The 14489-nt window shown below is 35.4% G+C and carries 12 protein-coding genes; all 12 read left to right on the top strand.

Translation table 11 applies throughout. The features are described 5' to 3' along the window. Window positions 1–428 precede the first annotated feature (428 nt). Window positions 429–1910, top strand: a complete 1482-nt coding sequence (locus F1644_RS12640) for a lipopolysaccharide biosynthesis protein (RefSeq protein ID WP_118305209.1) — start codon at window positions 429–431, stop codon at window positions 1908–1910. A 63-nt stretch (window positions 1911–1973) separates the two neighbouring features. Then, window positions 1974–2408 carry a dUTP diphosphatase gene (gene dut / locus F1644_RS12635; protein ID WP_087419267.1) on the top strand — a complete coding sequence of 145 codons (435 nt, stop codon included), beginning with the start codon at window positions 1974–1976 and terminating at the stop codon, window positions 2406–2408. 10 nt (window positions 2409–2418) lie between these two features. Beyond that, on the top strand, window positions 2419–4155 hold the full coding sequence (locus F1644_RS12630) for a tetratricopeptide repeat protein (RefSeq protein ID WP_118305210.1): 1737 nt from the start codon (window positions 2419–2421) through the stop codon (window positions 4153–4155). Beyond that, window positions 4145–4999: a DUF4292 domain-containing protein gene (locus F1644_RS12625; protein WP_118305211.1), complete on the top strand. Its 855-nt coding sequence runs from the start codon at window positions 4145–4147 to the stop codon at window positions 4997–4999. The genes F1644_RS12630 and F1644_RS12625 overlap by 11 nt, the downstream gene beginning before the upstream one ends. A gap of 1 nt (window position 5000) precedes the next feature. Then, window positions 5001–6191, top strand: a complete 1191-nt coding sequence (locus tag F1644_RS12620; RefSeq protein WP_087419264.1) for a murein hydrolase activator EnvC family protein — start codon at window positions 5001–5003, stop codon at window positions 6189–6191. Window positions 6192–6382: 191 nt separating this feature from the next. After that, the gene (locus F1644_RS12615; protein WP_027202137.1) at window positions 6383–6781 is read left to right on the top strand and encodes an ATP-binding protein; all 399 of its coding nucleotides are present in this window, start codon (window positions 6383–6385) and stop codon (window positions 6779–6781) included. A gap of 7 nt (window positions 6782–6788) precedes the next feature. Then, on the top strand, window positions 6789–7217 hold the full coding sequence (ybeY, locus tag F1644_RS12610; protein ID WP_118305212.1) for an rRNA maturation RNase YbeY: 429 nt from the start codon (window positions 6789–6791) through the stop codon (window positions 7215–7217). A gap of 2 nt (window positions 7218–7219) precedes the next feature. Next, window positions 7220–9103 (top strand): tRNA uridine-5-carboxymethylaminomethyl(34) synthesis enzyme MnmG, encoded by a 1884-nt coding sequence (gene mnmG, locus F1644_RS12605; protein WP_118305213.1) that lies wholly within the window; start codon window positions 7220–7222, stop codon window positions 9101–9103. Window positions 9104–9216: 113 nt separating this feature from the next. Then, complete coding sequence (ade, locus tag F1644_RS12600) at window positions 9217–10833, top strand: adenine deaminase (RefSeq protein ID WP_118305214.1); 1617 nt, start codon at window positions 9217–9219, stop codon at window positions 10831–10833. A 3-nt stretch (window positions 10834–10836) separates the two neighbouring features. Next, complete coding sequence (gene uvrC / locus F1644_RS12595; protein ID WP_118305215.1) at window positions 10837–12642, top strand: excinuclease ABC subunit UvrC; 1806 nt, start codon at window positions 10837–10839, stop codon at window positions 12640–12642. Between the two features lie 32 nt (window positions 12643–12674). Continuing rightward, entirely contained in the window at window positions 12675–13253 is a 579-nt protein-coding gene (locus F1644_RS12590) for an RNA polymerase sigma factor (RefSeq protein WP_118594350.1), read from the top strand. Window positions 13254–13322: 69 nt separating this feature from the next. Further along, window positions 13323–14471 (top strand): FecR family protein, encoded by a 1149-nt coding sequence (locus tag F1644_RS12585; protein WP_168044049.1) that lies wholly within the window; start codon window positions 13323–13325, stop codon window positions 14469–14471. Window positions 14472–14489: the final 18 nt, after the last annotated feature.

Here is a 14489-nt window from a genome sequence, read left to right as displayed (position 1 = left end):
AAAAAGAACTAAAAAGAATAACTTTATTTTGATTTCTCGATTTCGAATTCAAGTAATAATAGAATTAAAAAATGCAAGAATAGTTATTCAAATTATTCCAATTCCTTTCTACAAAATACTAACATCAATTCACGGGAATTTCACCGAATACTTTTCCAAAGCTTGTTTTACTAACAATTGTGGATAACTCAAAAATAAATCTCATTATCAAGGATTAATAAAATTATAACCTGTGAATAACTCTTCACTCCATTAATAATAACGATTAAAACAAAAGAATCGCTTATTTTTTATACCAAAAACTCACAGCCTATCATAATACTCATATTTCTTTTTAAAAAAAATAAAAGATAATATATATATGATATTGTTGTTGGGAACTTGTTACTTTTGTCTGTTGAATCACATTTGATAAAGACAAAGTTATTATGAATCCTTTAAAGAAACTAATGGGGGAAACCGTGATTTATGGTTTCTCGACAATACTCGGACGGTTTATAAATTGGTTGCTGGTTCCACTATATACTAGGGTACTTTCTCCGGTCGATAATGGTATATTCACGAATTTGATGGGGTATGTTGCTTTGTTAGTTGTATTGTTGACTTATGGCACAGAAACAGGGTTCTTCCGCTTTGCAACTAAAGACAATAAAGACCGGGTGTTTTCGACTTTGTTGGCCTCTTTACTCTTTACTTCGACTTTGTTTTTATTACTCTGTTTTTCGTTTCTCCCGCAAATTGTCAGTTTTCTTGAGGTGGGGAATCATCCGATTTACTTCGTTTTATTGATTGTAACGATTGCGATTGATGTGGTGAGTACTTTGCCTTTCGCTCTATTGAGAATGGAAGGGAAAGCCCTTCGTTTCGGGGTTATTAAATTCGTGAATATACTCATTAACGTGGGGTTGAACTTGTTTTTCTATTTGCTCTGTCCATTTTTGGAGAAAAAAGGGATTTCTGTTCCTTTCTATCAGGTTGATGGTGGGGTAGTTTATATTTTCATTTCCTATCTGGTTTCTTCTGTTTGTACGTTGGTGATGTTGTTTCCTTATATTTTCCGGTTCAAATTTGTTTTCTCGTTCTCTTTGCTGAAAGATATTTTGAAATATTCATACCCGATCTTGATCGTGAGTGTTGCTGGGATGATTAATTTACAGGGAGATAAGATTTTGATGCCTAAAATTTTAGGAGATGGGGAAGAGGCTTTGGCTATAACCGGGATATACGGGGCAAGTTATAAATTGGCTTTAGTGATGTATATTTTTACGCAAGGTTTCCGCTTCGCTTTCGAACCTTTCTTTTTCAATTATGCCAAGCATAATGATTCAAAAAAAATATACCAGGATGTACTGCTCTATTTTACTGGATTCGGTTTAATGATCTTTTTAGGGGTTATGTACTTTTTGGATGTATTAAAATATTTCTTGGGATCAGAATATTTCAGCGGGTTGACGATATTACCTTGGGTGCTGATGGCTAATTTGTTCCAAGGAATTTACTATTCGTTATCCTTGTGGTATAAATTGACGGATAAAACGATATACGGGGCTTACATGGCGATTATCGGTTGCGTAATCACGATAGGAGGAAACGTGATTTTTTTGCCGAAAATAGGTTTTATGGCTTCTGCCTATTCCGTTTTCACGTGTTTTTTGGTTATGACAATTTTATCTTTTATTCTGGGAAGACATTTTTACAAGATCAATTACGATATACCTAAGATTATTTTCTATTTTGCGGTTTGTTTATTGTTCTATTTTGTCGGTGGATATATAAAATTTGACAATAACTTGGTAACTTGTTTGGCTCGTTTACCGTTATTCGTACTCTTCGTGTATATTTTTATAAAAAAAGAGATGAGTTTTTTGCTGACAAAAGATTTTATGTACAAGTTAATTCATAAAAAATAGCTATCTTAGCGCAATTTATGGGAGTAGTTAAAAATGTGATTAACATCCAAAGTTACAGAGAGAATGAAAATTAAAATAGTGAATAAATCGAAGCATCCGCTTCCGGAATACAAGACAAAATCATCTGCCGGTTTAGATATACGGGCTAATATTGATGAACCTATCATGTTGAAATCGTTGGAAAGGAAACTTGTTCCGACGGGTTTGTTTATCGAATTACCTGATGGCTACGAGGCTCAGATGCGTCCAAGGAGTGGATTGGCTTTAAACGAAGGAATCACTTTATTGAATACGCCGGGAACGATTGACGCTGATTATAGAGGAGAAATCGGAGTTATTTTAGTGAATTTGTCTCATGAAGTAACACAGATTAATGACGGGGACAGAATTTGCCAGATGGTGATTAATAAGGTTGAACAGGCTGAATTAATTGAAGTGGAGGAATTGGGCGAGACGGAGAGAGGGAGAGGAGGTTTCGGTCACACGGGTAAACAATAAATCATTTATAATGACTAAAATAGGTCGATTATTATTTGTTTTTTTATTGCTTTTGTGTACTATTCAGCTTTTTGCTGATAAAAAGAAAGTGGTAGAACCTACTTTAGAAGGTGAGGCTAAAGTACAGTTCGATTATGCTTTCATGGAAGGGGTACGTTGTAAGGTTTTAGGTGACTTGAAATCTGCTATTGCTTATTTCGATCAGTGTATGAAAATTTATAACAAAAGTGCCGCGGTACGTTATGAATTATCTAGTATATTGGTATTAGGAGAGGATTATACGCTGCCTTTACAACTGATGCGGGAGGCTGTGGAATTGGAGCCGACAAATATTTGGTATAATTTATTGTTGGCTAATATTTTGCAGAGAAAATCAATGATTGAAGAGGCGTGTAAGGTATATGATAAATTGATATTGTTACATCCCGAGAGAGAGGATTTTTACATCGTGGAGACTGATTTATATTCTTCTGTTGAGAAGTGGGATAAGGCTATAAACGTGTTGGACCGTTACGAGAAACAGTTTGGAATAAGTGAGCCGGCTATTATTGAAAAGGCTAAATTATATTCCAAGATGGATGATGTAAAGAATGCTTCGGCAGAAATCATGAAGTTGGTGAAGAAATATCCTGAAAAAACAGATTATTTGGGTTTATTAGCCGAACTGTATTTGTCACATGATCAAGAGAAGAAAGGTCTTCAATTATTGAATAAAATCGTAAAAAATGATCCGGATAATGGTTTTGTGCGGCTTTATCTAGCTGATTATTATCGTACAAAGAATGATACTTTAAACACGGAAAAATATATTCGTTCGGCCTTATTGAATGATAAGGTTGAAAATGGATTGAAGGTTCAATATTTGCTGAAGTTATTAGTTAACCAAAACGATGCGAATATCTCTTTGGATCATATCTATTCCTACGTGCAATTATTATTGGAGAAATATCCTGAAGATATAGCCGTTAGGACTTTGAATGCTGATTTTCTGAAGCGGTATAATAGACTGGAGGAATGTAAGGGTGAACTGGAGTTTCTTATTTCTAAGGAAAAGAATAATTATTTGGTTTGGGAAGAGTTGTTGATGTTATATAATCAATTGGAAGACACGACTGCCATGTATCGTGGTGGGTTGGAATGTTTGAAATATTTCCCGAATGAGCCGTTACCCTACGTGATGATTAGTTTGCCTTTACTGATTCGGAAAGATTTAGAGCGAGCAAAGGGATATTTGGAACAAGGACTTGCCTTGTCTCCGGATAATTCTCCTATTAAGGCCCAGTTTTTTGCCTATCTTGGTGAGGTATATTATAAACAGGATAGTGTTGAACAGGCTTTTGCCATGTTTGACAGTACTTTGTTGATAAATCCGGGTGATATAATGACATTAAATAATTACAGCTATTATCTTTCATTACGAAATGAACATTTGGATAAAGCTGAAAAAATGATTTCAACGGCATTGAGTGCTGATCCGAATAATTCGACTTTTTTGGATACTTATGCCTGGGTTTTGTTTAAAAGTAAAAATTATTCTTTGGCTAAATTTTATATGCGTTCAGCTATTGAGAACGAGAAGAACCCAAGTGGAGTTTTATACGAACACTATGGAGATATTTTATTCATGAACGGGGAAAAGGAGGAGGCTGTGAAAATGTGGCAGAAAGCATTGGAATTTAGAGATGAAGAATGTGGTGATTTAAAATATAAGATAGAGAATGGTTTACCGGTAGATCATGAGAAGTAGTTGTGTTTTATTATTGATTTTATTGTGTTTCGTGTCGTGTAGATCCGTGAAGGAGATTACGGAAAGTCGTAGAGATTTACCGAATATTACCGAAGGAAAATTGTTTAAAAATATTATTTCTAACGAGTTAGATTATAATACGATATACGCAAAAAAAGTTGATTTATCTTTGAAGGATAACAAGAATTCCCATAGTCTTAAAGCTATTTTAAGAATACAAAGAGATAGTTTTATATGGGTTTCAGTTAGTGCCTCTTTAGGTGTTGATGTGGCTAGACTGCTATTGACCCCGGATAGCGTGAAATTTATCAGCCCTAGGGAGAAAAAATATTTTGTTTCTGATTATAGTTATTTCGCAGAACGTTTTGACGTGGGTTTGACATTTGATTGTTTTCAACGGATACTGACAAATCAATTCTTTGATTTTGAATCTTGTACCACGGAGGCTGTGCGGGGAAAGCGTTATAAATTTGATAAGTCTGGTAACGATTATGTATTGTATAGTTTGGAAGAGAAAGCATTGGGGAGAAAATTGAAGAAATTATACAAGAAAAGGAGAAAGAATAAAGAATTTTCTTTAGTGTTGCAGAAAATACATATTGATCCGGATTGTTTCAGACCTAATGCTGTTTCTATCGAGGATTTGGAAGAGGGTGTCGGAATGAGCGTGAAATACAAGAATATAAAGGATTTTGGTGGAAAATTGTTTCCCGGAAAAATAACTTTTAATGTATTTTCGGATAATGATAATTGGGAAGTTATATTGAATTTTGACCGGTTGGAATTTGACGTGGAAGTTTCACCTAATTTTAAAATACCTAGTAAGTATAAAAGAATGTATTAGCATGGATATTTGTCGTAACATATTGATCGTGATTTTCTTGTTTTCTTTCACTTTTTCTTACTCGCAGTCTATTGATGCGATTAAAAAGAAAAATGAAAAGACGGAGAAGGAAATCGCGTATTTGAATAAGTTACTGGAAAATGCCCGTAAAGATAAATCTTCCACTATACAGAAAGTATCGATCATCAACCAGAAAATCGGTAAGGGAAAAGAGATGATTCAATCTCTCACGAACGAGGTGAATTACCTTGATGGTCAGATTAAAAAGAATGAGTCTGTTAAATCCGGTTTGGAATCCGATAAACAACGGATGCTGGAATTCTATTCTAAGATGGTGTACGAGACCTGGAAGAAGAGGAATGAATCGGATAAATTAATCTATATATTTTCTTCTTCGAGTTTTGCTCAGGCTTATGCCCGGTATAAATATTTTGAACAGGTTCAGGATTATTCCAAGCGGCAGATTCAGTTAATTGAACAGACAAACGATTCATTGACCGCCATTAATAAAGAATTGAGTAAATTGATGACTCTGAAAAGTGAAACTCAGTCTAAAATTACCTCTCAAAATAATCAATTGATCCGGGAACAAAATGAGGCGAACACGTATATAGCGGATTTGAAGAAAAAGGAAAAAGAACTTCTTCGAAAGTTGAATATTGAGATTAAGAATAGAGAACGTTTTAAAAAAGAATTGGAGAAACTTATTGCTGCTCAGGCTAAAAAGTCGGGGAGTAAAAATTCTACATATAAATTAACACCAGAAGAGAAACTTATTTCCGACGATTTCGCTAAAAATAGAGGAAAGTTACCTTGGCCTGTTGAACAGGGATTTGTGTCGGAGAAATTCGGGGTGAATGTACACCCTGTTTTTAAACAGGTGAAGTTAAATAATGCAGGAATTACTATTACGACATCCCGGAATGCTGATGTTAGAGCGGTATTTAAGGGTGTGGTGACGGAAATAATGTTTATCCCGGGGGATAATAACGTTGTGATTGTGCGGCATGGAAATTATCTGACGGTGTATTCGAACTTGGTGGAGATATTTATTAAGAAGGGGGACACCGTCAATGTGAAACAAAAAATTGGCAAGCTGGCTGTGAGTAGTGGTAATAACAGTACGTTAAATTTTCAAGTTTGGAGAGATAAAGACAATTTAGATCCACAATTATGGTTAACGCCTTGGTAGAGTAGGAGTATGTTTGAAAGATTAATAATATACTTTATTGGTGGTTGGTATTTAAAAATATTTTACTTACATTCGCTAGACGGTAGATAGTGAGAATAATGCTTTTTATAGCTGCGGAATATGAGTAAAATGGTGAGTAAAAAAGGCTTGGTTATGATTGCGATGATCGTTATTAATTATTTGAAAAAGCGATGGACAAATTAGAGTTTTCGATTGCCTCTGAAATTGGTAATATCGTTAAAGTTGAGAACTTTATCGATTATTTCTCGGATGTTTATAATGTCGAACCGGATGTGTTCGGCAAGATAAGTTTGTGTGTTATTGAAGCTGTTAATAATGCAATTCTTTACGGAAATAAACTGGATTCTTCAAAGCATGTTAAGTTTTCGGTTTACGAAGAAGAAAAGCGTTTATTCGTGGCCGTGAAAGACGAGGGTGAAGGTTTTGATTATTCTTATATCCCGGACCCTACTTTACCGGATAATATAGAAAAAGATGCAGGACGTGGTCTTTACCTGATGAAAACGCTTTCTGATGATTTGATTTTTGAAGACGGTGGATCAAAGGTGACCATGGTTTTCAATTTATAATATATAGATGAGCGAACTTCTTTTTTTTAGTGAGGAATGTGATATTCCTTCTTTTTTTAATGAAGAGAGAGTGAAACAATGGCTACAAGCTGTTGCTGATGATTATTCGTTTCAATTAGGAACGATCTCTTTTATTTTTTGTAATGATGATTATATTCTGGATGTAAACAGGAAATATTTGAATCATGATTATTACACCGACGTTATTACTTTTGACTACTCCGAGAGAAAAATATTGTCAGGTGATGTTTTTATCAGTCTTGATACAGTTCAATCCAATGCTTTAGAATTCAATACAACTTATGAAGATGAATTACATAGGGTTGTCGTACACTCTGTACTTCATTTAATAGGTTTTAAAGATAAATCAGATGCTGACGCGAAAGAGATGCGTCAAAATGAAAATCATTGCTTAGAATTGCTTAAAACGATATAATTATGTCACAATTACTGCCCGTATATGATGTTATTGTAGTAGGGGCCGGACACGCTGGTTGTGAGGCAGCTTGTGCTGCAGCTAATTTAGGATCGAAGACGCTACTTATTACATTGGATATGAATAAGATAGCGCAAATGTCTTGTAATCCGGCTATGGGTGGTATTGCTAAAGGTCAGATTGTTAGAGAGATAGATGCTTTAGGTGGTGGATCTGGCATTGTAACAGATAAAAGTACAATCCAATTCCGTATGCTGAACCTATCTAAAGGGCCTGCTATGTGGAGTCCGAGGGCTCAATGTGATCGAATGATTTTTTCTGCCAAATGGAGAGATAGGGTAGAGCATACCGATAATCTGGATTTGTGGCAGGATGATGTGATCGAACTTCTTTTGGATAAAGATCGAGTTACCGGGGTCAAAACTAAATTAGGGATTTCTTTTAGCTCCCGTCGTGTGATTTTGACTAATGGTACCTTTTTAAATGGTCTGATGCATATCGGACGAGTTAGCTTTCCCGGTGGTCGAATTTCAGAACCGGCTACTTATGGTTTATCCGATCAGTTGAAAGAATATGGTTTTGCTGTCGGACGCATGAAAACGGGTACTCCGGTTCGTATAGATGGTCGAAGTATTGATTTTTCTAAATTAACCCGTCAGGATGGAGATAATGATTTCCATAAATTCTCTTTTCTGAGTTTCGCGTATACGAATTCACTTGAGAAGAGACCTTGCTATATCGCCTACACGAATAAAGTCGTACATGATATTTTACGGGAAGGATTTGATGATAGTCCTTTATTTAATGGTACGATAAAAAGTATAGGTCCTCGTTATTGTCCGAGTATAGAAACTAAATTAGATACTTTTTCAGATCGAGATAGTCATCATTTGTTTTTGGAGCCGGAAGGGGAGAAGACAACCGAATATTATTTGAATGGATTTTCTTCTTCTTTACCTTGGGATATTCAATTGCGGGCATTGAGAAATGTGGAGGGTTTTGAGAATGTAAAAATTTTCAGACCGGGTTATGCTATCGAGTATGATTTTTTCCAACCTACTCAATTGTATCCGACTTTAGAAACAAAATTAATCAAGGGACTTTATTTTGCCGGACAAATAAACGGGACTACCGGATACGAGGAGGCAGCGGCTCAAGGATTGATGGCCGGAATAAATGCCCATCTTTCACTTCATGAAAATAGAGATTTCGTACTGAATCGAGATCAGGCTTACATTGGAGTGTTGATTGATGATTTAGTTACAAAAGGGGTAGATGAACCTTACCGTATGTTTACTTCTCGTGCGGAGTATAGAATTTTATTGAGGCAGGATGATGCGGATGCCCGGTTGACTCCTTTAGGATATTCTCTAGGTCTTGTGAAAGAAGATCGTTTTGCCGTGTTTGAAGATAAAATTTTGAAACGTGATCGGTTGATGGATTTTGTTACTAATTTTAGTATTTCACCCGAAGAAATTAATCCGACTTTAGAAAGTTTAGAATCTTCGCCTATCCGCCAAAAAATTAAATTGATTGATATTATTTCGAGACCGCAGGTAACTATTCCTAAAATTGTAGATTCAATTCCTTCTTTGAAAGAATTTATTTTTGATAATAATTTGCGGGAAGAAATCATAGAGGCTGCCGAAGTTTTAATTAAATATTCGGGATATATCGAGAGAGAAAAATTGATAGCTGATAAATTGAATCGGTTAGAAAATTTAGTTATTGCGAATAAATTTAATTATATGGAGATAACTTCTCTCTCTTATGAAGCTCGTCAAAAATTGACAAAGATTAATCCGAAAACTATTGGACAGGCATCACGTATTACAGGAGTATCACCTTCTGACATCAATGTTTTATTGATTTTATTGGGAAGATAAAAGAAATGTTTCACGTGGAACATTGAAAATAGTGCGAAGGGCACTATTGAATAAATCCGGGTAAAAAGGTATATTTGTAGGGTAAAAATTACAAACAAAAACCGAGGTATAAAATGGAAATTATTGAAGGGAATTTAATTGATGTAGAAAACAGGGAATTTTATCCTTGCGCTATATCTATATCTGAAGGAAAGATCATAAATATAGAAAGGAATTCTAATTCGTATGATCAATATATTTCGCCGGGATTTATAGATGCGCATGTCCATGTGGAAAGTTCCATGTTAATGCCTGTCGAGTTTTCCAAATTAGTAATTCCGAATGGAACAGTGGGAGTGGTTGCCGATCCGCATGAAATTGCCAATGTTTTAGGGGTAGAAGGGGTGGAATTGATGGTAAATAATGGAGAAAAGGCACCTTTAAAATTCTTTTGGGGTATTCCTTCATGTGTTCCTGCAACTTCATTCGATAATCCGGGATCCATTTTATCCATAGAAGACACTGATAAATTAGCGAAAACCGGAAAGTTTACGATGCTTTCTGAGGTCATGAACGTTCCTGGCGTTATAAATAATGACCCGGATGTCATTGGAAAAATAGAAATAGCCAAGAAATACCGATTAAAAATAGATGGTCATGCACCAGAACTCGTGGGTGATCCATTGAGTTCATATATTGCTCATGGTATAGAAACCGATCATGAATCTTCGACCCTAGAAGAGGCAGAAGAGAAAATTTCGAAAGGAATGCACATTATGATCAGGGAGGGAAGTGCTGCTAAAAACTATGATGCGTTAAAATCATTGATTGCTACACGTACGGATAGCGTCATGTTTTGCACGGATGATTCACATGCTGACGACTTATTAAATGAAGGTCATATTAATAAAATTGTCAGAAAAGCATTGACTGATGGCTTTGGTATTTTTGATATTTTGCAGATTGCATGTCTTAATCCGGTACGTTTTTATAATCTAAATATAGGAACTTTGCATGTTGGGGATAGTGCGGATTTCATTATTCTGGATGATATAGAATCTTTGAATATACGTTCTACTTATATTCGTGGGGAGGTAGTCTATGGTGAAAACAGTTCTAAAAATAATCCGGTTTGTGATGTACCTTTATTAAATAAGTTTCATCATGATGAAATAAGTTCATCTGATCTCCATACTAATGTTTTTGGAGATATTACCTGTATTCAAGTAAAACCTGATAGTCTTTTGACAGACCGTAAAATTCTTCATTTCGATGAAAAGATAGAAGATTTTCAATCGGATTTAGATAAAGATGTTTTGAAAATAGTTTATTTAAATCGTTACTTTAATTCTAAACCGCAGGTCGGTTTTATTTCGGGTATCGGTTTAAAGCGGGGAGCTTTTGCTTCTTCTATATCACATGACTCGCATAATATTATTGCGGTGGGTTGTACCGATCAAGATTTAATGCTTGCAATAAATGAATTGATAAAAGAAAAAGGTGGTTTAGTTGTGAATGAAGAGGGCAAATTACACTCTTTGCCCCTTCCTATCGGTGGTATTATAAGTGATAAAAGTGGGGAAGAAGTGGCAGATCGCTACATGAAATTGAATGAAATACTTTCAAAAATGGGAACACCTTTAAAATCTCCTTTCATGACACTTTCATTTATGGCATTAATTGTAATACCTACTTTAAAAATAGGAGAAAAAGGAATCTTTGATTTTGAGAAGTTTGATTTTGTGAAATAGTATATGGCAGAAGATGAATTTGGATTGAAAGAGAAAGTCAGTAAATTACCTACGACTCCAGGAGTGTATCAATTTTTTGATGCAAATGGAGTAATTATATATATAGGTAAAGCTAAGAATCTGAAAAACAGGGTTTCATCTTATTTTGTGAAGACAAATCAGACCTCTAAAACAATGGTTTTGGTCCGTAAAATACGGGATTTGAAGTACATTGTGGTTAATACAGAGGAAGATGCGCTATTACTAGAGAATAATTTGATAAAAAAATACAAACCCCGGTATAATATTCTGTTGAAAGATGATAAAACGTACCCTTGGATTTGTATTACAAAAGAGGCTTTTCCACGAGTTTTTACTACTCGGAAATTTATCCGGAATGGTTCAGAGTATTTTGGGCCTTATACTTCGGCTAAATATGCTAACACCTTGATTTCCTTGATAAAATCACTGTATAAATTGAGAACTTGTAATTTATCTCTCAATAAATCAGCTGTTTATAGTGGAAAGTATAAAGTATGCCTGGAATATCACATCGGAAATTGTATGGGGCCTTGCGTTGGGTACGTGCAGGAAGAGGAATACATGGAGTATATTGCACAAATCCGGAATATTTTGAAAGGAAATATTTCTTCCGTGATCGATTTTATGACTCGAAAAATGAAGGAATATACTATTTCTCTTCAATTCGAAAAGGCACAGGAAATGAAGGAGGCCATAGAAGCATTGAAAACTCATCAAACAAAATCCACGATAGTAAGTACCTCAATAAACGATATAGATGTATTTTCTTACTTGGAAGATGAAAAATATGCCTATGTGAATTACTTGAGAATTGTTCATGGAGCTGTGAATCAAGTGCATACTATTGAATTAGAGAAAAAATTGGATGAATCGAAAGAGTCTTTGCTTTCTTTTGCCATTTTTGAGATCCGCCAATTGGTAAATAGTCGCTCTAGGGAGGTTCTAGTACCTTTCTACCCGGATGTTTTGATGGAAGGAATGAACTATGCTATCCCGCAAAGAGGGGAGAAAAAACAACTATTGGAGTTATCTGAACGGAATGTGAAATTCTTTAAAATGGATCGGGAGAGGCAGCGGGGATTACGGCGGCAGGATAGTAAATTAGATCTACTAAATACGATAAAAAATGATCTGAAATTACCTCGATTACCTCACCGGATGGAATGTTTCGATAACTCTAATATACAAGGAACCAATCCTGTAGCCTCTTGTGTCGTTTTTATTGACGGTAAACCGGCAAAGCGGGAATACAGACGTTTCCACGTGAAAACTGTTATTGGGGCAAATGATTTCGCTTCGATGGAAGAGATATTGTACCGTCGCTATCACCGGGTACTTGAAGAGGGTGGGGAGTTGCCTGATTTGATTGTGGTGGATGGTGGAAAGGGGCAATTAAGTTCAGCCGTGGCCACATTACGTAAATTGGATTTGTTGGAAAGAGTACCTATCATCGGTTTGGCCAAACAAATGGAAGAAATATATTATCCCGGAGATAAAGATCCTTATTTGTTAGCGAAAACTTCCGTGGCTTTAAAGACATTAATGCACATCCGGGACGAGGCTCACCGTTTTGGTATCACTTTTCATCGTAAATTACGAGAGAAAAAACAGACAATCAGTGTATTAAGTGAAATTAAAGGTATAGGTGAGAAAACAGAAGTATCTTTATTACAATATTTTAAATCTGTAAATGCTATAAAAGAGGCATCTCGTGAAGAGTTAGCAAAAGCCATAGGTCCGGCTAAAGGAAATATCGTGTATGATTATTTTCATTCTGCTGTTTCTTAATAATTTTATATCTTTGTGTGTATTTCAGTGTAATGGATGAAACTAATATTCTGCTAGAAAGATTAAAGGCTAATGATGAGACGGCTTATCAAGAGTTGTTTGAAATTTATTTCAAACAGTTACATCATTTTGCCGAGCGAATGGTATTTGATACCGAGGTTGCTCACGATCTAGTACAGGATGTATTCATCAGTTTATATGAAAATAGCAAGAAATTATCTGCCCGGAGTAACCTTTCAGGTTGGTTATTTGTATCTGTCCGTAATTCATGTTTGAAATATTTGCGAGATCGGAAAGTTGAAGATCGTCGAAATGTTCTCTATGCAGAGGCGATGTTGAATTCCGAATCCATGGAATGGATTGATGATGAAGAGTTATTAGAAAAGATTTATCTTGCGATAGAACATTTATCGGGTAAATGTCGTCAGATAGCTAAAATGCGATTGATCAAAGAAATGAAATATAGCGAAATTGCGTCGGAGCTTTCAATTTCTGAAAATACAGCTAAAGTGCAAGTACATAGGGCAATATTAAAGATAAAAGAACAATTGGCTGCTGATTCTGCTTTCTTTATTTTGATTAGTGCATACTTAGAATTTTTCCAAGAGTAGAAAAAAAATCGGAATTATTTGTAAACCTTTTTGAGTTCTTGGGATTGTATATACAAATAAACTCAAAAAATGGACTCGATAGATTGGATTATTATTAATAAAAGTCTTGATGGATCATTAAATGATCAGGAATCGGAAATACTATCAGAATGGTTAGCCGAGTCGGCTGAGCATCGTGCATTATATCAGAAAATAAAAGCATATGATTCGTATTCACTCAGTGATGAGAAATTTGAACAATGGAGGTCAGAATGTACAGATGTACTATCCCGATTAAAACAGCATCGGAATAGGAGATTCATTCGTCGGAAAATTCTTGTATCAACTTCGGTGGCGGCTGTTTTTGCTCTTGTTGCCTTATTTACCTTGTTTTTAAATCATCCGGAGCCGGGATCTGTAAACTTGAATGAAAGTGGCGAACATTCGAAAGTTCAACTACAACTTGCAAATGGTAACTGGCTAGATCTGGATACGATTAAAGAGAATCGTTTGACGGGAATGAATCATGTCAATGTTTCGTCCAGTGACAAAACATTGACATATCAACGTGCTGATAGCTTGCAGCAAATGGAGTATAATATATTGAAAACGGAAAGGGGAGGAGAATGGAACGTGACGCTTGAAGATGGAACTCGGGTTTATTTAAATTCTTCGTCAACATTGAAATACCCTGTTTCGTTTACAGGTGAAAGTCGGCAAGTATTTCTTGAAGGAGAGGCCTATTTTGAAGTAACGCATAATCCGAATAAACCATTCATTGTTAAAACAAATGATATGAATATTTTAGTTCGGGGAACCTCTTTCAATATAAATGCCTATCCGGATTATAAAATTGTCAGGACGACACTTGTTAATGGAAAAATTGACGTGGAATGTTCCGGTAATACCCATACGATTCTCCCGGGTCAACAAATTGTTTTTGAGAAAGAGACGAGATCAGTAAAGATACAGGAAGTTGACACTGAATTATATACATCCTGGAAAAATGGTTTTTATAAATTCAATGAAACGAGACTTGAAGATATATTAACGATGCTGTCATTGTGGTATGATGTGGACGTGATCTATGCAGATGAATCAGTTAAAGACTTGTGTTTCACGAGTTCAGGCAAGATGGCTCGTTACGACAATCTCATGAATCTGCTTAAAAAATTCGAATATACCAATAATGTTACATTTGAACTGAATGGTAAGAAATTAACCGTCAGGAAAAAATAAACTTGCTAAGGTTGCATC

This window comes from Butyricimonas paravirosa (genome assembly GCF_032878955.1).
Lineage (GTDB): Bacteria > Bacteroidota > Bacteroidia > Bacteroidales > Marinifilaceae > Butyricimonas > Butyricimonas paravirosa.
This window is presented reverse-complemented; position numbering and strand designations above follow the sequence as displayed.